The sequence below is a fragment of the Bacillus sp. 3103sda1 genome (assembly GCF_024159135.1).
Classification (GTDB): Bacteria; Bacillota; Bacilli; order Bacillales; family Bacillaceae_G; genus Bacillus_A; species Bacillus_A rhizoplanae.
On record NZ_JAMYWS010000001.1, the window covers coordinates 2,032,601 to 2,057,145 of the forward strand.

Below are 24,545 nucleotides of genomic sequence, written 5' to 3' on the forward strand. Positions count from 1 at the left end.
TTGACCGACACCCATTCTTAATAATAACGAATTTTCGACAGAAAGGGAAGAATAGCGTGATTAAAACAAATGAAATTAAACAAAAAGATGCAATTTTAGAAGAGATTACGGATTATGTATTAAATGATGAGATTACAAGTTCAGAAGCATTCAGTACAGCGCGCTATGTGTTACTTGATACGCTTGGATGTGGAATTTTAGCACTGCAATATCCAGAGTGTACGAAATTACTAGGACCAGTTGTACCAGGAACAATTGTGCCAAATGGTACACGTGTGCCGGGAACATCATTTGTACTTGATCCAGTACGTGGTGCTTTTAATATCGGATGTATGATTCGCTGGTTAGATTATAACGATACATGGCTTGCAGCAGAATGGGGACATCCGTCTGATAATTTAGGTGGTATTTTAGCTGTTGCAGATTATGTGAGCCGCGTTCGTATTTCAGAAGGAAAAGAACCATTAAAAGTAAGAGATGTACTTGAAATGATGATTAAAGCACATGAAATTCAAGGTGTACTTGCATTAGAAAATAGTTTAAACCGTGTTGGTCTTGACCATGTGTTATACGTAAAAGTAGCGACGACAGCAGTTGTTACTAAAATGCTTGGTGGCACGCGTGAAGAAATCTTTAACGCATTGTCTCATGCATGGATTGATAACTCTAGTCTTCGTACATATCGTCATGCTCCAAATACAGGTTCACGTAAGTCATGGGCAGCTGGGGATGCAACAAGCCGTGGTGTTCATCTTGCACTTACTGCATTAAAAGGTGAAATGGGTTACCCAACAGCATTATCTGCACCAGGATGGGGCTTCCAAGATGTATTGTTTAACAAGCAAGAACTAAAATTAGCAAGACGTTTAGATTCTTATGTAATGGAAAATGTATTGTTTAAAGTATCATATCCAGCAGAATTCCATGCTCAAACAGCTGCAGAATGTGCAGTGAAATTACATCCAGAAGTGAAAGAACGATTAGATGAAATTGACCGTATTACAATTACGACACACGAATCAGCAGTTCGTATTATTGATAAAGAGGGCCCATTAAATAACCCAGCTGACCGCGATCATTGCTTGCAATACATTACTGCAATCGGTTTATTAAAAGGTGACATTGTTGCAGATGATTATGAGGATGAAGTAGCTTCTGACCCTCGCGTAGATGAATTACGAAATAAGATGGTTGTTGTTGAAAATAAACAATACAGTTTAGATTACCTTGATCCGAACAAGCGCTCAATCGCCAACGCTGTTCAAATTCATTTTAAAGATGGTACAGTAACAGAAAACGTAGAATGTGAATATCCATTAGGTCACCGTTTCCGTAGAGATGAAGCAATTCCAAAAGTTGTTCAAAAGTTCTCTGCAAATATGGCTGTTCATTATTCTAATAAACAACAAGAAAAAATTCATGAAGCTTGTTTGAATGAAGAAAAATTAGAAAATATGAATGTAAATGAATTTGTAGATCTTTTCTTAATTTAAGTATAGGGGGAATAAGAATGGCTTGGGTTGTGAATAAACTGTCAACACAAGAAGAACTTGCCAATCGATTCCGAGCTTTAGTAGAAGCACCTGAAATCTTGCAAATTCCTGGTGCACATGATGCGATGGCTGCTCTTGTTGCAAAAAATACTGGATTTTCAGCTCTTTATTTATCGGGAGCTGCTTATACAGCAAGTAAGGGTTTACCAGATTTAGGTATTGTAACATCTACTGAAGTAGCTGAAAGAGCAAGAGATCTTGTTAGAGCAACGGATTTACCTCTTCTTGTCGATATTGATACAGGATTTGGTGGAGTGTTAAATGTAGCGAGAACTGCTGTAGAAATGGTGGAAGCAAATGTAGCCGCTGTCCAAATTGAAGATCAGCAACTCCCTAAAAAGTGTGGACATCTCAATGGGAAAAAACTTGTTTCCATTGAAGAAATGCAACAAAAAATTAAAGTTATAAAAGAAGTAGCACCATCGATGGTTGTTGTAGCTCGTACGGATGCTCGTGCAGTTGAAGGGTTAGATGCGTCGATTGAGAGAGCAATTGCTTACATAGAAGCAGGTGCAGATGCTATTTTCCCAGAAGCTTTGCAATCAGAAGAAGAGTTTCGTTTATTTACAAAGAAAGTAACAGTACCTTTACTTGCTAATATGACCGAATTTGGAAAAACACCGTATTATACTGCTGAAGAGTTTGCCAATATCGGTTATCAAATGGTCATATATCCAGTGACGTCTCTTCGCGTAGCAGCAAAAGCTTATGAGCGTATTTTTCATCTCATAAAAGAGGAAGGATCGCAAAAAGAAGGGCTTTCTGATATGCAAACAAGAAGTGAATTGTATGAAACAATTTCGTACCATGATTTTGAAGAGTTAGATAAGGGAATTGCAAAAACCGTCTTATCTGATGGGCAATAAATAAAATAAGAAAGCGATGATACACATCTTTAGCAAAAACACCTGCTTGATGTGAAATGAATCATCGCTTTTTTTCATATTAACGGGCAGTAAGAATGAGATTGATAAAAGTTTTTGGACGAAAAAGAAACGAAATCCTCGTTTATGTAGTTGCATTTTATCATAATATTTTTTCCACGGTAGAAAAGCATTAGCGTGTTAACCAGATAGGAAAAGAGGAGTATAGACATTCTAAAGGAAGGGAAATTCAGTTATGATGGCCGCAAAATATGAATCTGTTCGAAATTGGATGAAGCGGGACCCGTACATTTTGAGGAAAGATGATACAATTCGAGAAGCATTACGACTACTAGCTGAATCAGAGAGCGCAGAACTCCCTGTTTTAGAAAATAATCATGTGATTGGGGTTGTTAAACTAATCGATTGTGTAAAGTGGTTAGAGGATCATTCAGAGTGGGATGAACCGATTGTTACTATACTGAGACATTCTTTCTATAACGTAAGGGAAGAGTTTTCATTAAGCGAGTTAGAGAATATTCCACTTTACGTTACCTGTGAGGAAAACAAAGAGCTTAAAGGAGTGTTCAGTAATAAGGAATTATTAGCCTTTCATAAAGATTTGGTTCAAGAAATCAAATGTGCACATCAAACGATAGAGTGGTTTAAACTTTGTTTTGATACTGCATACGAAGGTATTGCAATTGTGGATGAAAATGGAGTTATCCAAATGTTTAATGACACGTATAGTCGCTTTGTTGGTGTAACGAAAGAAGAAGCAATTGGGCAGCGCGCTGAAAATGTAATTGAGAATACGCGGCTTCCAGTTGTATTAAAAACAGGAGTACCAGAAAGAAATCAAGTGCACCGTCTGCAAGGACAGAATCTAGTTGTGCACCGGATGCCGATTTGGAAGCATGGAAGAGTGATAGGTGCTGTAGGGATGCTTATTCATGAAGGGATTTCAGATATTTATAAAATACTAGAACGATTTGATCAAAAGGATAGGACAATCAAACCAACGTTTTCTAAACCGAAAAAGAAACAGATTCGATTTGAAGATATTCTTGGAGAAAGCCAAACAATTTCTGAAACGAAAAAAATGGCTCGAAAAGCAGCTGGATCAAAAGCATCAGTATTAATTACTGGGGAAAGCGGTGTTGGTAAAGAGCAATTTGCACGTGCTATACATGATACCGGTATAACAAAAGACGGTCCATTTATTAGTGTGAACTGTGCTGCTATTCCTGATAATTTACTAGAATCTGAATTGTTTGGTTATGCAGAAGGTGCTTTTACAGGTGCGAAAAAGAATGGGAAGGCAGGGAAGTTTGAACTTGCAAATCATGGAACATTATTTTTAGACGAGATTGGCGATATGTCTCTATTAACGCAAGTAAAAATTTTGCGTGTTTTACAAGAAAGGGAAATAGAAAGAATAGGTGGTACACATCCAATTCCTGTTGATTTCAGGCTAATCGCAGCGACAAATAAAGATTTAAAACAAATGGTTAGAGAAGGAACTTTTAGGGAGGATTTATATCATCGTCTTCATGTTATTCCGATTCATATTCCACCGCTTCGCTTTCGAAAACAAGATATACCACTCATTGTCGAAGAACATTTACAAAAGTTATGTCAAATGTATGGTGCCGAAGAAAAGACACTTGATAAAGAAGTATTACGCCTTATGTTCCATTATAATTGGCCGGGTAATGTCAGGGAATTAATCAATGTGTTAGAAAGGCTATTTGCACTATCAGATGATGCACATATACGAGCTAAGGATTTACCAGAAGAATTTTATTATCGGGATATGGAGCAAAAGAAATTAGTACCTATGATTCAGTCTTTACCAGCAAAACAAGAAGCGATGAAAGTAGTACGTGAAGAGGAAGAAAGAGGATTAATTGAACGCGTTTTAAAAGAAGCAAAAGGAAATAAGTCAAAAGCAGCGGCATTGTTAGGGATTTCTAGGGCGACCCTTTATAATAAATTGTCAAGATTCAAAATCTAAACAATTGTTATATCAATTGTAAAACTGTCTAGACAGTTTTACGTTTTCTTTTCATTTTGCCCTTGTTCTATCAAGTTTTTAGATTGGCATAGATTTTGCACATAAATAAAATGAAGACCGAAATGATAGGGGGATACAGATGGAGAAAACAAAGTTGCAATGGAACGAATTTTTTTCGCTGAATCAGGAGCTTAAGACAACCTTTTTTACACCTGAGGATTTTTCAGATGATGAAGATTTAATCGCAAAAACTACAGAACAATTTGTGAAACAGGAAATTGTTCCTCAAATTGAAAATATCGAGCAGCACAATTATCAAGTTTCCCGCAGGTTGTTTGAAAAGGCTGGAGAACTTGGATTGTTGAGTATAGAGGTTCCAGAAGAGTATGGTGGATTTGAATTAGGGAAAGCAGTTTCTGGACTTGTGGCGGAAAAGATGGGATATGCAGGAGCCTTTAGTGTTTCCTTTAATATTCATGCTGGAGTAGGAACGCTGCCATATATATATTACGGAACAAAAGAGCAGAAGGAAAAATACTTACCTAAAATTGCATCAGGCGAATGGATTGGAGCTTATGCTTTAACAGAACCTAATGCTGGATCTGACGCATTAAGTGCAAAAACAAGTGCTGTCTTAAATGAAGAAGGAACAGCTTGGACATTAAATGGTGAAAAACAGTGGATTACAAATGCTCATATGGCTGACGTATATGTTGTTTTTGCAAAGACAAATAAAGGAATGACAGCATTTATTGTCGAAAGAACATGTGAAGGCGTTTCGATTGGCCTAGAAGAAAAGAAAATGGGTATTAAAGGTTCTTCAACTGCGACACTGATTTTAGAGGATGTCGTCATTCCTGCTGAAAATGTACTAGGGGAAGTAGGAAAGGGACATCACGTAGCTCTTAATATTCTCAATTTTGCTAGATTGAAACTTGCTTTCGGAAATATTGGAACAGCAAAGCAAGCAATTGGCCTATCTGTTCAATACGGAAAAGAACGAAAACAGTTTCAAACAGAATTAGTTGATTTCACGATGATTCAAGAGAAAATTGCAAATATGATTATCGCTACATACGGTGCAGAGAGTGCAGCTTATCGAACAGCAGGCGTAATTGATGAAGCAATTCATGAGAGTGATGAAGGTATTATGCAGAAAATGTCTCAGTTTGCAATGGAGTGTGCGATCAACAAAGTGAATGCTTCAGAAACACTTGGAAATATTGTGGATGAAGCGGTACAAATTCATGGTGGTTATGGTTATATGCAAGAATATGAAGTAGAACGATTATATCGTGATGCTAGAATTAGCCGTATATTTGAAGGAACGAATGAAATTAACCGCTTAACAGTCGCGAAAATGTTAATGAAACAAACGAAACAACTAGGGGACCAAGTAGATAAAGACACATTTGAAAATATAGAACGAAATCATCGTTATATTTTATTATCGAAACAATTATTGAAGCAATCTTTGAAAACGCTATCTCAAACTCCTGAATTAAAAATCGAACAAGAACAAGAATATTCACGCGTGTTAGCAGACATGTTGAAAGATGTATATGTAATGGAATCGGCATTTTTACGTACAAAGAAAGCGATCAGTAAAAATGGTGAAGAAAAAGAACGTACAAAACAGTTTATAACGGATGTGCTTTGTGAAGAAGGATATCGAAAAGTAGAATCAGCAGCAATTGTTCTTCTTTCTGCAGCGGTGCAAGAAGAGCAAACTAGAAACGCCATTCTAGATGAAATTCGTCAACTGTCAGTACCTCTATACACGAACTTGTTTACGAAAAAGAGAGAAATCGCAAAAACGATTATAAATCGCGGGAAATATATTGTTTAAATAGGAGGAGAGCAGTATGAAAAAGATTGGTTTTATCGGTTTAGGTAACATGGGTCTTCCGATGTCTAAAAATTTAGTTAAATCAAATTATACGGTATATGGAGTCGATTTAAATAAAGATGCTGAAGCTTCCTTCGAGAAAGAAGGGGGAATCATCGGTTTATCAATTGGAAAATTAGCAGAAACATGTGATTTGATTTTTACAAGTTTACCGTCACCGCGAGCTGTTGAAGCTGTTTATTTTGGAGAAGAAGGTTTAATTGAGAATAGTCATTCGAATGTTGTTTTAATTGATACAAGCACAGTAGCTCCGCAACTAAATAAAAAGCTTGCAGATGCTGCGAAGGATAAAAAAGTCGATTTCTTGGCTGCACCGGTTAGCGGTGGAGTAATTGGAGCGGAAAACCGCACATTAACTTTTATGGTTGGTGGATCAAAAGAAGTATATGAAAAAGGTTTACCAGTGATGGAAGTATTGGGAGCAAATATATTTCATGTGAGTGAGCAAATTGATAGTGGTACAACTGTAAAATTGATTAATAACTTATTAATTGGTTTTTATACAGCAGGTGTTAGTGAAGCTCTGACATTAGCAAAGAAAAACAATATGGATTTAGATAAAATGTTTGATATTTTAAATGTGAGTTATGGACAAAGTAGAATTTATGAGCGCAATTATAAAAGCTTTATTGCGCCAGAAAACTATGAACCAGGATTTACTGTAAATCTACTAAAGAAAGACTTAGGATTTGCAGTTGATTTAGCAAAAGAAGGTGAGCTTCACTTACCAGTGAGTGAAATGCTTTTGAATTTGTATGATGAAGCTGATAAAGCGGGATATGGTGAAAAAGACATGGCTGCTTTATATCAAAAGGTAAGTGAACAATTAATCTCTAGTCATAAATAACAATGAATACTAGCAAATATAAAAAATAAAAAGGAGCGAATACAATGATTACAACAGAAATTAAACGCGTGAAAAATCATATTAATGGTGAATGGGTAGAATCTACTGGCACAGAAGTGGAAGCTGTTCCGAATCCTGCGACTGGGAAAATAATTGCTTATGTTCCACTTTCTCCAAAAGAAGATGTGGATCGTGCTGTTGAAGCTGCAAAAGCAGCATATGAAACATGGTCTAAAGTACCAGTTCCAAATCGCTCAAGACAGCTATATAAATATTTACAACTTTTACAAGAAAACAAAGATGAGCTTGCAAAAATCATTACATTAGAAAATGGTAAAACATTAAAAGATGCAACTGGCGAAGTGCAGCGAGGGATTGAAGCTGTAGAGCTGGCAACATCAACACCAAATTTAATGATGGGGCAAGCACTTCCAAATATTGCAGGTGGAATTGATGGTTCAATTTGGAGATACCCAATTGGAGTTGTTGCGGGTATTACACCGTTCAACTTCCCGATGATGATTCCACTATGGATGTTCCCATTAGCAATCGCTTGCGGTAATACATTTGTATTAAAAACATCTGAAAGAACGCCGCTTTTAGCAGAAAGACTAGTAGAATTATTCTATGAAGCGGGCTTCCCGAAAGGGGTTTTAAACTTAGTACAAGGTGGAAAAGATGTTGTAAATAGCATTTTAGAAAATAAAGATATTCAAGCTGTTTCATTTGTTGGATCTGAGCCAGTTGCACGCTATGTATACGAAACAGGAACAAAATATGGAAAACGAGTACAAGCACTTGCAGGAGCGAAAAACCATGCAATTGTTATGCCGGACTGCGATATTGAAAAGACAGTACAAGGTGTCATTGGTTCTGCATTTGCGAGCAGTGGAGAGCGCTGCATGGCATGCTCTGTTGTAGCGGTAGTGGATGAAATTGCTGATGAATTCATTGATGTTCTTGTATCAGAAACGCGTAAATTAAAAGTCGGTGATGGTTTCCATGAAGAAAATTATGTAGGTCCATTAATTCGTGAATCTCATAAAGAGCGTGTACTAGGCTATATTAATAGCGGTGTAGCAGATGGAGCTACTTTATTAGTAGATGGCCGTAAAATTAATGAAGAAGTTGGGGAAGGGTATTTCGTTGGAGCAACAATCTTTGATAGTGTGAATCAAGATATGAAAATTTGGCAAGATGAAATTTTTGCTCCAGTATTAAGCATTGTGAGAGTAAAGGATTTAGAAGAAGGAATTAAGCTTACAAACCAATCAAAATTTGCAAACGGTGCAGTCATTTATACGTCAAGTGGTAAACACGCACAAACATTCCGTGATAATATCGATGCAGGGATGATTGGCGTAAACGTAAACGTTCCAGCTCCAATGGCATTTTTCGCATTTGCAGGAAATAAAGCTTCTTTCTACGGTGACTTAGGTACAAATGGAAAAGATGGTGTACAATTTTATACACGTAAAAAAGTAGTGACAGAACGCTGGTTTTAAGAAGAATATAAAAAAGTGTCCATGGTATTGGACACTTTTTTTATTTGAAATAAAATGTATAAGCTTCACTTGATATAATTAGCTTCTTAAAAGGTTGAAAAAGCTGTTCACAACCTCGTCTGAAACATCTTCTAATTTCTTATATTTATATTGCGGATTTTGGTCCTTGTCAATGACAACTGAACGTACTCCTTCGAAAAAATCTTCATGTTTCATAAAATTTTTAGCAAGTACAAGATCAGTATTAAAGCAATCCTCTAACGTTTTTTCTTCTCCATCAATTAGTTGTTTTAAAGTAATCTTTAAGGAGAATGGGGATTTTGATAAAATTGTTTCTTTTGTTTTAGCTGCAAAATGGCTAGCATCTTTTTCTAATGAATGTATAATCTCTTCAACTGTGTGAAAAGAAAAGTGATTGTTAATGTCTGTTTGGAATGACGCTAGCTCACTTTCGTTAACAGGAAGCTCAGAATAGTCATTTACCAGTTGTGTCAATGTTGTATGTATGTCTTTTACAGGCCAATCTATATGTTCGACACGGTTAAGAAAAGCATTTAAGTTTTCGTTTGTCATGTAAAAATCTGCACAGTTTATATATAGTACATCAGGAGCTTTAATAACAGAAGCTGTTAATGCTAAGTAACGTCCTATATACCCTGGAGATTTATTTAAGAAATAGGCAGCCCCGACATCCGGGAAAAAGCCAATATTCATTTCTGGCATGGCCCACTTCGTCTGCTCAGTTACAATTCTATGGCTCGCTCCGGAAGTTAGTCCGACGCCTCCGCCCATAACAAAGCCATCTAAACATGCGATAATCGGTTTAGAAAACTTATAAACGAGCATATCTAATTTATATTCATCTTCAAAAAATTGCTCTGCTTTTTTCATGGCAGATTCATGTAAACGAGCCTCGTAAAGTGTCTTGATATCACCACCAGCACAAAGTCCCTTCGTACCTGCGCCTTTTATAATGACAAGATGAATTTGATCATCAGCTTCCCAATCTTTTAACTTTTGTGTAATCGGTCCTATCATTTCATAAGAAAGTGAGTTTAGTGCTTTCGGACGATTTAACGTAATAGTGGCTACACCATTTTCGTTAGTTGAAAATAGAACTTGATCAGTCATAACATATCCTCCTTTTATAAATGTATAAAGTTAGGTTTCCGCTTCTCGATGAAAGCTTGAATGCCTTCTTTAGCGTCATCAGTTAAAAATAATTCAGAGAATTTCTCGCGCTCTCTTTTCAAGCCTTCAGATATATTTTCGTTATATCCTTGTGTAATACATTCTACGGCACGTGTGACACTAGTCATGCTTTTTCCTTCGAGAAAGGATTGAGCAATTAAGAGAGCAGTTGGTAATAATTCTTCTTGGGAAACAACCAATTGAACAAGACCGAGATTGGCTGCTTCTTTTCCGCTTATTTGTTTACTAGTTAAAATTAAGTCTAAAGCCGTTGCCATATTTGTTATTCTGCTAAGGCGTTGTGTACCGCCGAATGTTGGGAGTAATCCAAGTTTTAATTCCGGTAAACCGAGAATAGCAGTATCTGATGTAATTCTAAAATGACATCCCATAGCTAACTCTAATCCACCGCCAAGAGCAGGACCGTTTATGGCAGCAATGACTGGCTTCTTCATGGCTTCTATTTTGTCACAAAGTGCTTGTCCTGCTTTTGCCATTGCTAATCCTTTCTCTTGATCTCCTAGTGCAGAAACAAACTCTTTAATATCGGCACCAGCTACAAAAAAACGTCCGGCACCTGTTAGAATAATAGCCCTTGTTTCGTCATCCTCAGCAAGCATTGAAAAGATTGAGCGTAATTCAGCTATGCATGCAGATGATAAAGCATTTGCTGGGGCATTGTTCACCTCTACTATTGTAATAAAGTTTTGTTTTCTTATATTTGCAAATTTGGTTTCCATTATCTATATCCTCCTTTATGATCATATATTTATTTTTGCAAGAACTGTGCCAATTCAAATGCTGTATATTAGCAAGGATGGATTGGACACAAAATGTTTAAGTGTCTAAACAAATAGACATTTTATAAGAAGACAGAGCGGGAGCATCTATGGTGATAATTGTAGCAACGAATTAAAATATGTAGCGATCTCCTGAATCGTTATGAAAGATGAGCTCTTGTGTATATCTTTCTTGTTTTATTTCTTGAATCCTGCCATATTGCATGTCTTTTTTTGTTTTAAAATGAAGAGCAAATGAGTATACTGTAGAAAATAGAAGAGAAGTAGTGCGTTGTTTCGTGTTTTTTTGTATCATTATGCTAAAGTTTTTAGACTGAAAGAATATGTCTTTTAAAATAAAAAAGTGGTAAACAATCAAAAATATGTAAAGAAGGAAAGCATGAGAATTTATGAAATGAAAACTTGGCATATTTTGACGAGTTGTTTTTAGAGGATTTTCATTAGAGAAAAAGGAATATACAACTTCTAACGGATATTGTTTTGAACAGATTTTTACTAAATATATAATTTGTAATTTTTTAGAATAAAGGTTTAAATAAATATGGGTAATACATTTTCTGTATTTGAATTTTTTGTTTTGTTGCTAATATGTCATATGTATTAAGTTCGCTTATAAGCTTTATTTATTATAAGTATAGAATGTCTAATGTGCCCTTAGAAAGGAAAGAAAAGAAAGGGGAGATCGGAATGTCAGGGCCTTTGTTATTATCGGTCATTATTTTATCTTCTCTTATGATTGGTTTAACTTTCTATTTTCATCAAGAAGATGCACAGCATGATACTATACAAGATAAAGTACGATTTGTATTCCCGGTCCTTATCTTAACAATTGCGATTAGTTTTGCATTAAATCAAAATGATTACGTTGCGATTCTTTCGTGGCTTTTGACAACAGTATTATTATTTATTGTTTTGTACGTTGTAATGAAGGATTATTTACAAAAATAAAAGTGCCGTAAACGGCATTTTTATTTTAAATAAATATTTAATTTCACATACCGTATTAAAAATTAAAATGTTAACAAAAGCATCAGCAACATTATTTGCATCTATCTCGCTATTCGCAGATGTGAAGGGGCTCTTATAACATATTGAAAAAAAGCAGTTCTAAAGGTGTTTGTTGAAGATGGTACATGGAAAACTCTTACTTCAAGATTTAAAGGAGATAAGTGGCGGGAGTTTTCATATTCTTTTATTACTTTTCTCATACTACAAATGAGAAGTTGAAGATATATTGCAGTTATAATGTTGTAAGTAGAGGGAATGTTCATTAGGGAAGTCCTACCTTTCTTACTGATTCTCTTGTCAATCAGTAATGCCCGCTATACTATTAAAATAGAGACATAAAAAAGGGGTGTTTTCGCATGAAATTTGAAATGCATACAAAGATTATTGTAAACGAAACAGAGAAACGATTACATATAGAAGATAATATATTTCAGTTAATTTTAGAAGGGTATCATTTATTTGTAGTTGATGAAATATTGCCAGTGTATAAAACAAATCAAGAACTTGTTGGAAGTGCAGTTGTAAAAAAAGTGGAATGGACAGAAGAGAAGACGACGCTTTTATATCAGCTTATTTCACTTCAATCTGTGAACTAATAAAAAGAAAGGAAGGGAAAGATGAAATTTTTTCATACAGCCGATTGGCACTTAGGAAAGCTTGTTCACGGTGTTTATATGACAGAAGATCAGCGTTATGTCTTAGAGCAATTCGTACAAGCTGTTGAAGAGGAAAAACCAGATGCCGTGATTATTGCAGGAGATTTATACGACCGCGCAATTCCGCCAACAGAAGCAGTAGATTTATTAAATGAAGTATTACAAAAAATTGTGATTGAATTACAAACGCCAGTACTTGCGATAGCTGGGAATCATGATAGTCCAGACCGTATTCATTTTGGGAGCGGCTTAATGAAGAAACAAGGGCTGCATATTATTGGGCAATTTCAATATCCATATGAGCCTGTTATCATGAATGATGCATACGGAGAAGTGCATTTCCATTTGGTTCCATATGTTGATCCGAGCATTGTTCGTCATGTGATGAAAAATGATGATATTCGTAGTCATGATGATGCGATGCGTATTTTTATGAATGAGTTATCGGAAAGTATGGATAAAGAGGCGCGTCATGTTTTTATCGGACATGCTTTCGTAACAGCGTCTGGGGAAGCGGAAGAAAATACAAGTGATGCTGAGAGGCCATTATCAATTGGCGGAGCAGAATATGTAAACAGTCATTATTTTGATGCCTTCCATTATACGGCACTTGGTCATTTACACCAAGCGCATTACGTACGTAATGAAACAATTCGTTATGCGGGTTCGCCGCTCGCGTATTCGATTTCGGAAGAGCATCACAAAAAAGGATATTCCATTGTTGAATTAAATGAAACAGGAGAAATAACAATTGAGAAACGGTTATTAACACCGCAACGTAAAATGAGAACGGTTGAAGCAAAAATTGATGAATTGTTGCAACATCCTGTTTGTGAAGACTACGTATTTGTGAAATTATTAGATGAAAATCCTGTATTGCAGCCAATGGAAAAGATTCGTTCTGTTTATCCAAATGCGATGCATGTAGAGCGTGTTATGCAAAGAAAAGAGCTGGCGAATGAAAATACTACAGTCACTTCACGTCATAAAATGGATGATCTTTCCCTTGTGAAAGCTTTTTATAAAGAAATGAAAGGGACTGAGTTATCGGAAGAAAAAGAGCGTCTCTTCTTAGAAGTATTAAAGACAGTTCATGAGCGAGAGGGGGAGAGAGCATGAGACCTATCAAACTTATTATGACAGCGTTTGGTCCCTATAAGCAGCAGGAAACAATTGATTTTGAAGAATTAGGTGAACATCGAATCTTTGCGATTTCTGGAAATACAGGTGCAGGAAAAACAACGATTTTTGATGCGATTTGTTATGCGCTGTACGGAGAAGCGAGTGGAGAAGAACGCAATGATACGAGTATGCTTCGTAGTCAATTTGCTGATGATAACGTGTATACAAGCGTTGAATTATTATTTCAATTAAAAGCAAAAACCTATTGTATAAAGCGTCAACTTGGTCATAAAAAACAAGGCAACAAAACGATTACAGGTCATGCGATTGAATTTTATGAAGTCGTTAATGACGAACAAATTCCTTGTGTAGATCGTTTCCATGTGACGGATGTAAACAAAAAAGTGGAAGATTTAATTGGTCTTAGTAAGCATCAATTTAGTCAAATTGTAATGCTTCCACAAGGTGAATTCCGTAAACTATTAACATCTGAAACAGAAAATAAAGAAGAAATTTTACGCCGTATTTTTAAAACGGATCGATATAAATTAATGCGAGAGTTATTAGATCAAAAGCGTAAAGAATGGAAAGATGTTCTGCAAGAAAAGCAAAAAGAACGAGAATTGTACTTTCGTAACGTTTTCAAGCTTCCGGTGCGGGACGGTGCACTGCTTGAAATATTAGCAAATCAAGAACATGTAAATACACATCAAGTAGTAGAAGCACTTCAACAAGAAATCGCTTTTTATGAAAAACAAGAAAAGCAATTAGAAAAACAAGAATCAATACAGCTAAAGCAATTAAAAGAAGCGGAAACAGGGTATCATGAAGCGAAGGCTTTAAATGATAGATTGCAAGATTTGCAAACAAAACAAAATCGTTATGACTCATTGCAACAGGAACGTTCTTCTATTGAAGTGAAAGAACAACAATTTAAACGTGCAGAGCAAGCAAGCCGGTTATTACCGTTTGAACAGTGGTATGATGAAGCGGTTCAAAGTGCTCAGCAAGCCGAGCAATATATGAAACAAATTGCTGCCAAACAAGAACAATTTGTATTAGCTTATGAGCGTGCGGAGCAGCAGTACGAACAAGAAAAAAACAATGAAACAGTTCGTGAAGAAACGAAGCGAAACGTACAAATGTTAGAAGAGTTAAAAGAGGTTATCGCCACATTTGCTGATAAAAAAATAAAATTAGCGGCATCAGAAAAACAAATGGAGCAATTTAAGCTTGAGGTAAGTAAATTAGAGAAACAGCAAGAATTCAGCAGTACACGAAAGCAACAGCTTTCAGGTAAGCTAAAACAGATTGAACAAGCACTTGAGCAATACCGAGCAAAAGTAGAACAGTTAAGTCGTATGCGTGAAGATGCAAAAGTATTAAAAGACGCATATCAAGTGTGGCAAGAAGTGCAAAAGTATGAGAGGGAAAGAAAAGGTGTATTAGAACGTATGAGTGCGGCTCAACAAGCGTATGAAACGTTGGAGAAATCATGGTTAAGCGAACAAGCTGGTCAGTTAGCGATTCATTTACATGATGGTAAACCTTGCCCGGTTTGTGGTAGTACCTCTCACCCAAACAAAGCAACTGAACAAGAAGTGTCTATTAATGAAGAACAGTTAAATATTCTTCGTGAACAAAAAGTACAAGCTGAAAAGCAACACGTTCAAATAGAAGAAAAATGTAATTTTTATAAAGGTCAATATGAAGAATTATGTAAAGAAGTACAGGCTCGGGGGTACGCTGTATCAGAGTTAGCAGATGCGTATCAAACGTTAATCCAACAAGGAAAACAGCTAGCTGCAGAAGTAAATGAATTAAAAGAAAGTGAAGAAGAACGTAAACAATTATCATCGCAGCTTCAAAAGCTAGAAGAAGAATTAGATATGTTGCAAGCAACTAAACGTGATATAGAAGAAAAACTGCATCGCTCTGAAATGGAATCGATTCAACTGCGAACATCGTATGAAAATGACAAAGAAAAAATTCCAGCAGAGATGCAAACATTAGAAGCGTGGCAACAAGCGTATGAAGCAAAAGCCTCTTTACTTCGTCGTCTGCAAGAATCATGGCAAAGAGCACAAGAGGAATTTCAGCGTTGCACCAGTGAAAAAATTCGTGTTGAAGAAGCATATAAAGCAGCGCAGCAACAATATACACAAGGAAATGAGAACAAAGAAGAAAAGTATGCACGTTTTATGGCAGAACTTGAAGCAAGTGGTTTTGTGAGTCAGCAGGCATACACAGAGGCTAAATTATCAGACGCAGAGCGTAACGATTTACAACAACACATTCAATCCTACTACTCTATGCTTGAAGTATTAACAAAACAAATTGAAGAATTAACAGAGCAATTACAAGGAAAAGAATGGACAGAGTTAACGCAACTAGAAGAACAGTTGAAAGAACTAGAAATTCAGCTTGATATCATAAAAGAACAGCGTCAGCGTACAAAAAGTGCCAATGAATATATTTCCGATTTGCATGAAAATATTTGCCGCATTGATGAACAAATTCATGAAGAAGAAGCGGCATTCCAAGAGCTTGTTGATTTATATGAAGTTATGAAAGGTGACAATGAAAGCCGCATTTCGTTTGAGCGTTACATTTTAATAGAATATTTAGAGCAAATTGTTCAAGTAGCCAATGAACGACTTCGTAAACTATCAAACGGACAGTTTTATTTAAAACGAAGTGAACGCGTGGAAAAACGAAATCGTCAAAGTGGTTTAGGATTAGATGTGTATGATGCTTATACGGGGCAAACACGTGATGTGAAAACATTGTCCGGCGGTGAAAAATTTAACGCATCTCTATGTTTAGCGCTGGGTATGGCTGATATCATTCAATCATACGAAGGCGGTATTTCGATTGAAACGATGTTCATTGACGAAGGCTTTGGTTCATTAGATGAAGAATCGTTAACAAAAGCAGTAGATGCTTTAATTGATCTTCAAAAATCAGGTCGCTTTATTGGTGTAATCTCACACGTACAAGAATTGAAAAACGCTATGCCAGCAGTGCTTGAAGTAATGAAGCAGAAAGATGGATGTAGTAAGACGAGGTTTGTTGTGAAATAGATAAATATGGTTCGATTGGAGTAAATCTGTAACAATTATATAATAAAACCTCTGTTTTTAATTTGACAGAGGTTTTATGTGTATTTACATTTCTAACAATGTTTCAAATAGCACTAATTTACTTTCAGTCGTATTACCTTTATGCAATTTTTCTACAATCTAGTTACCTCCATTCTTTTTAAATTTACTAGTTATACATTCTAGTAAGTTTGTAGTACCAAAAGATAAGGAGGCTAGTATAAGTACAAAAGTAATAAGAGTAAACTTTTTCCAAAATCCATAAGGAGCACAAAGGCTCAAGATAAATAAAGCTGAAAACCCAAAAATTTTAATAAATCTTGCTTGTTTAAACATGTTTATTATTCCCCCAGGTTTACTAAATTTAGTAAATATTCCACCATCAACTTTTCCAGCGCCAGCATACGCATCAGTTTCTTGACCTGCACGTAATTTGTAACCGAATGTCCCCAATCCAAATTCGCCTCGTATTTCAAAGTCATATTCACCAATAAAAGGAATAAAATCAGGAATGTCAATCTTCTTTAAAACTAGTTCTTATTTATGTAGTGTTAGCTTTGACTCAGCTTTAAATGAAAATTATACCATTTTATATTTTATTAGAGATGAAAATCATGGCAGAATCTACTAAAATAGTAAAGGGGATAGAATATTGTGTAAATTTATAATGGCTGTAAATGATGAGGGGAAGTGAATTACAATTATAAGGAGATAATAATAAATTTTTCTAACTTGTTTCATTAAGGAAAGTTCCACTTTATTTTCTAAAAATAATAAAAAGGATGATCAAGATGCAAAAGAGACCGGAAGCAAATGAATATAATCCGTATTATTCAACATACATAAACTTATTACCAGAGGGAGATATCATACATATATTAGAAGAGCAAGTGAAGGAAACGAACCTTTTATTGAAGGATATTTCTGATGATGAGGGACATTTTCGCTACGCTCCTAATAAATGGAGTATAAAAGAAGTAATCGGTCATATTGCGGATACTGAACGTATTATGGGATATCGACTGCTTTCTATAGCGAGAGGCGAGACAGCAGAACTTCCTGGATATAACGATGATATGTATGTTCTAAGAGCTGCATTTGATAAGCAATCTATGCAAGATCTTCTTGAGAATTTAACAGTTGTTCGTCAAGCTACCGTGCATTTGCTTAAAAGTTTAGATGAAGAAGCTTGGTTACAAAGAGGGGTGGCAAATAATTCTGAAGTAACGGTTCGTGCATTGGCAAGCATTATTGCTGGTCATGAGCTTCATCATCGCCAAATTATAAAAGAACGTTATTTGAGTTCTGATGCTTATCCATTCAGCTGAAATATGAAATTGTAAATGAAAGTTAAAAAGAGATTGATTCATAAAAAATTCTGAATCAGTCTCTTTTTAATTTTGCTGCGTATCAGTGGAATTATAAAAGTTTTTATGTCAAAATAAAATTCTCATTAGATATAACTGTTAATTCATAAATGTATAGTATGTAAACAATCGTAAATGAATGGTTATAATGAAACATATAGAAGAGGGGGATACTTTGAAAGCGAGAAATTTATTTAATATTATTATTTTATTTACGCTATATACGCTGTTAATGATTTATATTGGATGGAATGGCTGGGTTTGGATTCGTACGACCTTTCAAGTTCAATCTTGGGGATATTATGCGATTATAGTTGGATTATTTTCATACGCGTATATTCTAGATCGATTGATTAAATTTGATTCACCACTTAGAACAATTGGTTCTTATTGGTTTGCAGTCGTACAATATGCAGTCATACTATTACCAATAGCGGATGTAACGGTATTCATTTTAGATTGGTTCTCTATTCCGAAAGAACAATCTATTTTTTGGACTGGATTAATCGTTCTTATTATTTTTGTTCTTATTTTTGTTTATGGAACATTTAATGCGTATAGTCCAATCGTTCGAAAATACGAGATTCACGTACCTAAAAAAGCTAATAATCGTAAGACACTTCGAATTGCGATGGCTTCAGATATGCACTTCGGTAAACTGTCTGGCTTGTCGCACCTTCAAAGATTGGTTGATCATGTAAATGATATGAAACCGGATATCATACTTTTGCCAGGAGATATTATTGACGATCATCCAGAATATTTTATAAAAAAGAATATGGGACAAGTGATGAAACAAATGCATGCTCCGCTTGGCATCTATGGGGTGCTAGGAAATCATGAATATTACGGCGGGGCTATTCCGGAGTTTTTGCAGGAAATGGATAAGATTGATGTAAATATATTATTAGATGAAGTTGTAAAAATTGAAGATTGTTTTTATATTGTAGGAAGAAGAGATAAGACGGACCGAAATCGTAAAAGTTTTGAGGAGTTAATGAGTGCTGTAGATAAGAGTTTTCCAATCATTGCAATGGATCATCAGCCCTTTGAATTAAAGCAAGCTGAAGTATCAGGTGTTGATTTATTATTGTCTGGACATACTCATAGAGGACAAATGGCGCCGAATCATATCATTACAAGAAGAATGTACGAATTAGATTGGGGATATGTACAGAAAGATTTATTTCATGCGATTGTTTCCTCGGGATTTGGATTTTGGGGACCAGCTTTAAGACTTGGGAGTCGATCAGAGATTATTCAAATAGAACTTACATTTGATTGAGTAGAAAAAACAAGGGGATTTTTGACCCTTGTTTTTTTCTATTATGTTGTATTACTTTTTGTAATTGCATTTTTCTTATAATTTTGATTTTTTTGTTCAATTTCTTTAAAATAAAATTATAAGATTTTAGTGATGTGATTAGAAAAAGATAAACTACATTAAGGTTTTTATAGAAAATAAGGGGGATACGAGTATGTTAATTAAGTCTATTAATTGTAAAGTTGACGAAGAAAAAAAGGAACGATTTTCAACTGCTCAAGAGCAATGGGGAGAGTTGAAAGAATTAGAAGGATTTCATGGACAAGTTGGGGGATGGAATGAATCAGAGGCTTATATAGTTGGTTGCTGGGAAAATATGAAAATGTATCAAAGTTTTATGAATGAAACACATGATACGATTTTTCATAGCAGCAATCAAAAAGGTACGTATACATCATGTGAAACAGAACTATATCAATCTTTATTTGACATAAAGGATACCTCATTTGTAGAAGCACTGGAGTATAGTTCCTTCTTCCGAGTAGCGATATGTGATGTGAAGCAAGGGCATGAAAAGCAATTTTTACATATGCAAGAAACCGTTTGGAATCCAGGCATGGCAAGAATAGAAGGAATGATGGGAGGAGTTGTTGGAAGATCTCTTTCTTCGAACCGTTACATTGTTTTGTCTTTATGGGAAAATGCAGCAGCTCACCAACATTATGTAAAAGAAATATTCCCTCAATTACAACATTTAGCAAACCCATCTGAACAAGTGTTACGTATAGAGGGGAAACAAATCACACTTGTCAGCTCTTGGTCTGTACTACCTATTCATTGTGTATAGAAATTCATTGTTTTTTACAAAGGAGGGGGATGTATGCCTTATCCAAAGCATATTGTAACGGCTGCAACGGTCGTATTAAATGATAAAAATGAAATTTTACTTTTAAAAAGTCCAATGCGAGGCTGGGAAATCCCTGGTGGTCAAGTAGAAGAAGGAGAAGCAATTCCAGTAGGTGCTATTAGAGAAGCGAAAGAAGAGACTGGAATTGATATTGAAATTATAAAATATTGCGGAGTGTATCAAAATGTTTCACAATGTATTTGCAATCATTTGTTCCTAGGAAAGCCAGTTGGTGGACAATTTACAACAAGTAGTGAAAGTTTAGAAGTTGGGTACTTTTCTATTGAAGAAGCATTGCAAATGGTAACATGGACAAATTTCAAAGAGCGTATTTTATATTGTTTGGATGAAAAGAAACAACCATTTTTGGTGGCTTTTTAATGAAATAACAGGATAGATATCAATAAAACAGCGGTTATTGAAAAATAAACCGCTGTTTTATATTTGTATTTTTATAAAGGAGGTAAATCAATTTTTCCTTCTTCAAATAACTCTTTCAGCATGTGCTTTGTATAGCCAGCTGCCTGTGCGAATGTAATTTTTGCCGGCATAGGGGCTTCATTGACATCAACGATAACGTCTATAATACATGGTTTATTTTGCTGTACAGCTTTTTCAAAAGCAGGCATTAATTCCTCGAGTTTCTCCACACGGTAACCGATTCCACCACATGCCTCAGCATATTTCGCGAAGTTTGGATTTGTAAGTTCTGTACCAAACTCAATATTTCCCATTACTTCTTGTTCAAATTTAATCATAGCGATTTTATGGTTGTTTAATACGACTACAATGATTGGGAGGTTATATTTCACAGCTGTTACAAAATCGTTCATCGTCATACCAAATCCACCATCTCCGCAAATTGCGAAAACTTGTTTATTTGGATACGCAATCTGCCCAGCAATTGCGCCGGGAAGACCGCAGCCAAGTGTTGCTAACCAGCTTGATAAAATAAAGCGCTGATTTGTCATACGGAAATGGCGCGCTGTCCAAACTGTTACATTGCCTACATCTACTGATAAAATAGCATCATCGTGTGCAACTTGCTGCACAGCATGCATTACTCTTTGTGGTTTAATTGGAATAGAAGTGTCGTTTTCTTGATTGTGCAGTCTTTCTTCCCATTTCTTCATCAGTTCTTGATGATGTTCTAAGAAAGAGTGATCAGTATGCTTTTCAATATTTTGTGTGAGCCATTTTAAGGTTTTATCAGCATTACCAGCAAGACCAATATCGGTTGGATAACGCTTTCCGATTTGTGCTGGATCTGTGTCGATATGAATTGTTTTTGCTTTGTCTGGTAAAAATCCTGTGAATGGGTAAGAAGTGCCGACCATAATGAGTGTATCGGCATTCTTCATCGCTTCATATGAAGGTTTTGTTCCGATTAAACCTAAACCACCAATACAAAGTGGATGCTCATCTGGAATGATCCCCTTAGCTGGAAGTGTTAACACAATAGGAGCTCCAATATGTTCTGCAAAAGCAAGCAAAGATTCCCTTGCATCTTTTGCCCCTTTTCCTGCTAGAATAACAGGCTTTTCTGCTTCATTTAATGCAGCCGTTGCTTTTTCTAAATCATGTTTTTGCGGAAATAACTCCGGCATCGTGAAAGAAGAGGTTGTAATCCGTGCTTTTGCATCTACCTCAAATTTTTGAATGTCATCTGGAATTGTAAGAACTGACACACCTTTTTTTGTATAAGCCATGCGAATTGCTTGATTTACAACAGCTGGCAGTTGCTCAGCTGACATGATTCGCTGGTTATAAACTGCGACATCATCAAACATTCTTTCTAAATTTACTTCTTGAAAAAAACCAGTTCCAATTAAATCAGACTCAATCTGGCCGGTAATAGCGAGGACGGGCGCTTGATCTAATTTGGCATCATACAATCCATTTAGTAAATGAATTGCACCTGGCCCTGCGATTGCCATACATACGCCGAGTTTTCCAGTTAATTTTGCATAAGAAGCAGCTGCTAAAGCACCTGCTTCTTCGTGACGAACTTGAATGAATTTAATTTTATCTTGTGCTTTACGAAGAGGTTCGATAATAGAATTAATGGAATCACCAGGCATGCCATATACGTGATCAACGCCCCATTCGATTAGTAAATCGACTAGTACTTCACCGGCTGTTTTTCGAAACAACGTACTCACTCCTTTATTATTAAGCTAAACTTATTTTTTGATAAACTAGGTAAAATATACAAATAAATAGAAGCTATAGAAAAGGGAGCTTATTCAAGTACGATAATCCACAATGATACGATATAGAAGGGGGAATGGAAGTGCTGTGTAGGAAAAAGAGCCACATAAAGTGAAACTTCCATCAGTGAGGGTTTTCTTCATCCCTCACTGATGGTTAGTTGAACCAATCGGGCTTTTACGGGCAGTGGATCCCTCGCCTATCTTCTTCGTTTCTCTCAATCTTGAGGTGGGGGTCTTACTGCCCGTTAATGCGGGATAAAGGAGTAAGCACAACAAAAAAGCAAAGTAGTAAATAAACTACTTTGCTTTTTGTTGTAATGAAGTATAAGGGAAAATAGAAAATACTCAATGATTCATCTAGTTAGTAATATGATGTATTTTATGCTGGTGATAATAAGGGAGGAAGAGGGTTCAATAGCTGTTAGCAATTATGTATAGCTTGGAAATCATTTGAATCATCATTTAGGAGAGATGAAAGAAAAAGCCTTGCAGAGAACATCTTGCAAGGGGCAACCTATGGTTTATCCCAATCGAGGCAATAAACGTTCTCCGCTTTTCATTTCACTTCCACATAAAGGACATTTCGGATGTTCTTCAAATGCGAAGTTCTTTCGCATCCATCCTAAGCACTCTTCTGACTCACATTCCCAAACTGGGATTTCTTCTGGTGCTACTTCTGCAACGTCATTCTTTTTGTTACGATACATGAGATCACTCCTTTTATGTGAAATATTTGTTTGTATAAGTAAAAAGGTTGTTAACCGTTCGTGTTAACAACCTTTTTATTGTCTAAATTATAGCTTTACAACGTTTTTAGCTTGAGGTCCGCGGTTACCTTCTTCAACTTCGAAGCTAACTTCTTGACCTTCGTCAAGAGTTTTGAAGCCGTCGCCAGTGATAGCTGAGAAGTGAACGAATACGTCGTTTCCGTCTGCAACTTCGATGAATCCGAAACCTTTTTCGCTGTTAAACCATTTTACTTTACCTGTTAATGTCATGGTAAATGCCTCCTAAAAATAAAAAAATAAATATAATATGATCCGTCTTATTTCTAAGAAAATAAAAATTCACATATTATCAAAAACCCATAAGGAACGCATATCATCCCTATTGATGCTTGATAATATGTGAAGTGGATTTGTCTGCATATTGTATTCTACCGTTTCATTTTACAACGAAATGAGAAATATTGCAAGTGATGGTAACATTTTTGGCTATTTTAACAAATGGCCTCTCCATGCAGGATTAACTTGCTTGGAGAGGTGAGGCATTATAAGGAAGCTACGATATAGAATCGATGTGCTTTTACTTCAATATATCCATTTTGTTGAATGGAGTTATAAGTGCAAAGTAAGCGATCTTCATATTTGGATACTGAAAAATCAGGGATTTGCCATGGAACTGCTTTTAAATAATACACAATGCTTCCGATGTCGTAAAAGCGTTGATACGGGAATGCTTCTTGTTGCTTAAGAATTTGAAAGCCAGCTTGTTTTAGTTGTGAAGAGGCGTACTGCATGTTCCAATAACTATATTCACTTTCATTATATGCGTGAAGCAGGTGATTTAATTCTAAATTATCTAATCCGCCAACTTGCTGTGTAATAAAAATTCCGTTTGGTTTTAAAATTCGTCTTATTTCTAATTCGCAATATGATTCATGTTTATTAGTAATTAAATCAAATTGATTGTTTGCGAAAGGCAAACATGTATCATCCTCGACTGGATAAACAGAGACACCTAAAGGTTCTAATTTTGCTTTTGCTAAAGCTACATTTGGTGGATAGCCTTCTGTTGCTGCAGTTCTAGCAGGAAGCGGGGTTAACAAAGACAAAAACTCACCGCCACCAGTCCCCATATCTAGCATGCTATCTACTTTTTGTATATAGTGTAATACATTTGCTGCATAACTCCATGGCAGAGGTTCTGTGCTTAGTCTTCCGGTATCTGCTAAAAACGAGAAGTCCCACCCATGAAAAGGCTTATCCGCCTGTTTAATAAAATGGTAAAAAGTGTCCTTCATAGTAATTCCTCCTGAGTTATATATTTATAGCTGTAATATATAAGAGGAGGTCCACGACATAAAATGAAGTTACTATATGTCTATTACATAATGATACATATATGTACATTTCCTTTCTAAATGGAATGTAAATGAAATATCTTAAGGGTTATTGTAAGATTTTAATGTTAATTAGTAAATGTAAAAATCAAAAAAATAA

General features: G+C 35.7%; 21 protein-coding genes. 14 read left to right on the plus strand and 7 right to left on the minus strand.

Annotation, left to right across the window (positions count from 1 at the left end):
- The first annotated feature begins 56 nt into the window (after window positions 1-56).
- The 6 genes from prpD to NKR74_RS10200 all read left to right on the plus strand — a co-directional run bounded on the left by prpD (window position 57) and on the right by NKR74_RS10200 (window position 8,694).
- A complete protein-coding gene (gene prpD, locus NKR74_RS10175; RefSeq protein ID WP_309247630.1) occupies window positions 57-1,493 on the plus strand; it encodes a 2-methylcitrate dehydratase in 1,437 nt (478 codons plus the stop codon).
- A gap of 17 nt (window positions 1,494-1,510) precedes the next feature.
- Complete coding sequence (gene prpB / locus NKR74_RS10180) at window positions 1,511-2,419, plus strand: methylisocitrate lyase (protein ID WP_098307326.1); 909 nt, start codon at window positions 1,511-1,513, stop codon at window positions 2,417-2,419.
- Between the two features lie 253 nt (window positions 2,420-2,672).
- Window positions 2,673-4,433, plus strand: a complete 1,761-nt coding sequence (locus NKR74_RS10185) for a sigma 54-interacting transcriptional regulator (protein ID WP_253629451.1) — start codon at window positions 2,673-2,675, stop codon at window positions 4,431-4,433.
- Window positions 4,434-4,572: 139 nt separating this feature from the next.
- On the plus strand, window positions 4,573-6,282 hold the full coding sequence (locus tag NKR74_RS10190) for an acyl-CoA dehydrogenase family protein (protein ID WP_098307330.1): 1,710 nt from the start codon (window positions 4,573-4,575) through the stop codon (window positions 6,280-6,282).
- A gap of 16 nt (window positions 6,283-6,298) precedes the next feature.
- On the plus strand, window positions 6,299-7,189 hold the full coding sequence (locus tag NKR74_RS10195) for an NAD(P)-dependent oxidoreductase (RefSeq protein WP_098307332.1): 891 nt from the start codon (window positions 6,299-6,301) through the stop codon (window positions 7,187-7,189).
- Between the two features lie 44 nt (window positions 7,190-7,233).
- Window positions 7,234-8,694 (plus strand): CoA-acylating methylmalonate-semialdehyde dehydrogenase, encoded by a 1,461-nt coding sequence (locus tag NKR74_RS10200; RefSeq protein ID WP_253629452.1) that lies wholly within the window; start codon window positions 7,234-7,236, stop codon window positions 8,692-8,694.
- 78 nt (window positions 8,695-8,772) lie between these two features.
- Here the strand turns inward: NKR74_RS10200 and NKR74_RS10205 are convergent, their stop codons facing one another.
- Window positions 8,773-9,825, minus strand: a complete 1,053-nt coding sequence (locus tag NKR74_RS10205; RefSeq protein ID WP_098307336.1) for an enoyl-CoA hydratase/isomerase family protein — start codon at window positions 9,823-9,825, stop codon at window positions 8,773-8,775.
- A 14-nt stretch (window positions 9,826-9,839) separates the two neighbouring features.
- Window positions 9,840-10,625, minus strand: coding sequence for an enoyl-CoA hydratase-related protein (locus NKR74_RS10210; protein ID WP_253629453.1), 786 nt, complete (start codon window positions 10,623-10,625; stop codon window positions 9,840-9,842).
- Between the two features lie 747 nt (window positions 10,626-11,372).
- Between NKR74_RS10210 and NKR74_RS10215 the strand changes: the two genes are divergently transcribed.
- From NKR74_RS10215 to NKR74_RS10230, 4 genes are all read left to right on the plus strand, one after another.
- A complete protein-coding gene (locus NKR74_RS10215; protein ID WP_098307340.1) occupies window positions 11,373-11,633 on the plus strand; it encodes a hypothetical protein in 261 nt (86 codons plus the stop codon).
- A gap of 416 nt (window positions 11,634-12,049) precedes the next feature.
- Window positions 12,050-12,289: a DUF2584 family protein gene (locus NKR74_RS10220; protein WP_098307342.1), complete on the plus strand. Its 240-nt coding sequence runs from the start codon at window positions 12,050-12,052 to the stop codon at window positions 12,287-12,289.
- Window positions 12,290-12,310: 21 nt separating this feature from the next.
- Window positions 12,311-13,468 (plus strand): exonuclease SbcCD subunit D, encoded by a 1,158-nt coding sequence (locus tag NKR74_RS10225; RefSeq protein ID WP_253629454.1) that lies wholly within the window; start codon window positions 12,311-12,313, stop codon window positions 13,466-13,468.
- The gene (locus NKR74_RS10230) at window positions 13,465-16,554 is read left to right on the plus strand and encodes an AAA family ATPase (RefSeq protein ID WP_253629455.1); all 3,090 of its coding nucleotides are present in this window, start codon (window positions 13,465-13,467) and stop codon (window positions 16,552-16,554) included. Before NKR74_RS10225 ends, NKR74_RS10230 begins: the two co-directional genes overlap by 4 nt.
- A gap of 159 nt (window positions 16,555-16,713) precedes the next feature.
- On the opposite strand, the gene NKR74_RS10235 is transcribed toward NKR74_RS10230, so the two are convergent.
- The gene (locus tag NKR74_RS10235; RefSeq protein ID WP_253629456.1) at window positions 16,714-17,025 is read right to left on the minus strand and encodes a hypothetical protein; all 312 of its coding nucleotides are present in this window, start codon (window positions 17,023-17,025) and stop codon (window positions 16,714-16,716) included.
- Window positions 17,026-17,363: 338 nt separating this feature from the next.
- On the opposite strand from NKR74_RS10235, the gene NKR74_RS10240 reads away from it, so the two are divergent.
- The 4 genes from NKR74_RS10240 to NKR74_RS10255 all read left to right on the plus strand — a co-directional run bounded on the left by NKR74_RS10240 (window position 17,364) and on the right by NKR74_RS10255 (window position 20,491).
- On the plus strand, window positions 17,364-17,900 hold the full coding sequence (locus tag NKR74_RS10240; protein ID WP_253629457.1) for a DinB family protein: 537 nt from the start codon (window positions 17,364-17,366) through the stop codon (window positions 17,898-17,900).
- Window positions 17,901-18,171: 271 nt separating this feature from the next.
- Entirely contained in the window at window positions 18,172-19,224 is a 1,053-nt protein-coding gene (locus NKR74_RS10245; RefSeq protein ID WP_176524544.1) for a metallophosphoesterase, read from the plus strand.
- Between the two features lie 193 nt (window positions 19,225-19,417).
- On the plus strand, window positions 19,418-20,050 hold the full coding sequence (locus tag NKR74_RS10250; RefSeq protein ID WP_253629458.1) for a YdbC family protein: 633 nt from the start codon (window positions 19,418-19,420) through the stop codon (window positions 20,048-20,050).
- A 33-nt stretch (window positions 20,051-20,083) separates the two neighbouring features.
- On the plus strand, window positions 20,084-20,491 hold the full coding sequence (locus NKR74_RS10255; protein WP_098307358.1) for an NUDIX hydrolase: 408 nt from the start codon (window positions 20,084-20,086) through the stop codon (window positions 20,489-20,491).
- Window positions 20,492-20,562: 71 nt separating this feature from the next.
- Here NKR74_RS10255 and NKR74_RS10260 read toward each other — a convergent pair whose 3' ends face one another.
- The 4 genes from NKR74_RS10260 to NKR74_RS10275 all read right to left on the minus strand — a co-directional run bounded on the left by NKR74_RS10260 (window position 20,563) and on the right by NKR74_RS10275 (window position 24,346).
- Window positions 20,563-22,263, minus strand: a complete 1,701-nt coding sequence (locus tag NKR74_RS10260) for a pyruvate oxidase (RefSeq protein WP_253629459.1) — start codon at window positions 22,261-22,263, stop codon at window positions 20,563-20,565.
- 581 nt (window positions 22,264-22,844) lie between these two features.
- Window positions 22,845-23,030 carry a cold-shock protein gene (locus NKR74_RS10265; RefSeq protein WP_020061359.1) on the minus strand — a complete coding sequence of 62 codons (186 nt, stop codon included), beginning with the start codon at window positions 23,028-23,030 and terminating at the stop codon, window positions 22,845-22,847.
- Between the two features lie 87 nt (window positions 23,031-23,117).
- A complete protein-coding gene (cspD, locus tag NKR74_RS10270; RefSeq protein ID WP_090911503.1) occupies window positions 23,118-23,321 on the minus strand; it encodes a cold-shock protein CspD in 204 nt (67 codons plus the stop codon).
- A 272-nt stretch (window positions 23,322-23,593) separates the two neighbouring features.
- Window positions 23,594-24,346, minus strand: coding sequence for a class I SAM-dependent methyltransferase (locus NKR74_RS10275; RefSeq protein WP_253629460.1), 753 nt, complete (start codon window positions 24,344-24,346; stop codon window positions 23,594-23,596).
- Window positions 24,347-24,545 lie beyond the last annotated feature (199 nt).

Bases quoted from the DNA above. Each gene is read 5' to 3' on its own strand.
- prpB (WP_098307326.1), top strand. From the start codon at position 1,511: ATGGCTTGGGTTGTGAATAAACTGTCAACACAAGAAGAACTTGCCAAT.
- NKR74_RS10185 (WP_253629451.1), top strand. From the start codon at position 2,673: ATGATGGCCGCAAAATATGAATCTGTTCGAAATTGGATGAAGCGGGAC.
- NKR74_RS10190 (WP_098307330.1), top strand. From the start codon at position 4,573: ATGGAGAAAACAAAGTTGCAATGGAACGAATTTTTTTCGCTGAATCAG.
- NKR74_RS10195 (WP_098307332.1), top strand. From the start codon at position 6,299: ATGAAAAAGATTGGTTTTATCGGTTTAGGTAACATGGGTCTTCCGATG.
- NKR74_RS10200 (WP_253629452.1), top strand. From the start codon at position 7,234: ATGATTACAACAGAAATTAAACGCGTGAAAAATCATATTAATGGTGAA.
- NKR74_RS10205 (WP_098307336.1), bottom strand. From the start codon at position 9,825: ATGACTGATCAAGTTCTATTTTCAACTAACGAAAATGGTGTAGCCACT.
- NKR74_RS10210 (WP_253629453.1), bottom strand. From the start codon at position 10,625: ATGGAAACCAAATTTGCAAATATAAGAAAACAAAACTTTATTACAATA.
- NKR74_RS10215 (WP_098307340.1), top strand. From the start codon at position 11,373: ATGTCAGGGCCTTTGTTATTATCGGTCATTATTTTATCTTCTCTTATG.
- NKR74_RS10220 (WP_098307342.1), top strand. From the start codon at position 12,050: ATGAAATTTGAAATGCATACAAAGATTATTGTAAACGAAACAGAGAAA.
- NKR74_RS10225 (WP_253629454.1), top strand. From the start codon at position 12,311: ATGAAATTTTTTCATACAGCCGATTGGCACTTAGGAAAGCTTGTTCAC.
- NKR74_RS10230 (WP_253629455.1), top strand. From the start codon at position 13,465: ATGAGACCTATCAAACTTATTATGACAGCGTTTGGTCCCTATAAGCAG.
- NKR74_RS10240 (WP_253629457.1), top strand. From the start codon at position 17,364: ATGCAAAAGAGACCGGAAGCAAATGAATATAATCCGTATTATTCAACA.
- NKR74_RS10245 (WP_176524544.1), top strand. From the start codon at position 18,172: ATGATTTATATTGGATGGAATGGCTGGGTTTGGATTCGTACGACCTTT.
- NKR74_RS10250 (WP_253629458.1), top strand. From the start codon at position 19,418: ATGTTAATTAAGTCTATTAATTGTAAAGTTGACGAAGAAAAAAAGGAA.
- NKR74_RS10255 (WP_098307358.1), top strand. From the start codon at position 20,084: ATGCCTTATCCAAAGCATATTGTAACGGCTGCAACGGTCGTATTAAAT.
- NKR74_RS10265 (WP_020061359.1), bottom strand. From the start codon at position 23,030: ATGTATCGTAACAAAAAGAATGACGTTGCAGAAGTAGCACCAGAAGAA.
- cspD (WP_090911503.1), bottom strand. From the start codon at position 23,321: ATGACATTAACAGGTAAAGTAAAATGGTTTAACAGCGAAAAAGGTTTC.
- NKR74_RS10275 (WP_253629460.1), bottom strand. From the start codon at position 24,346: ATGAAGGACACTTTTTACCATTTTATTAAACAGGCGGATAAGCCTTTT.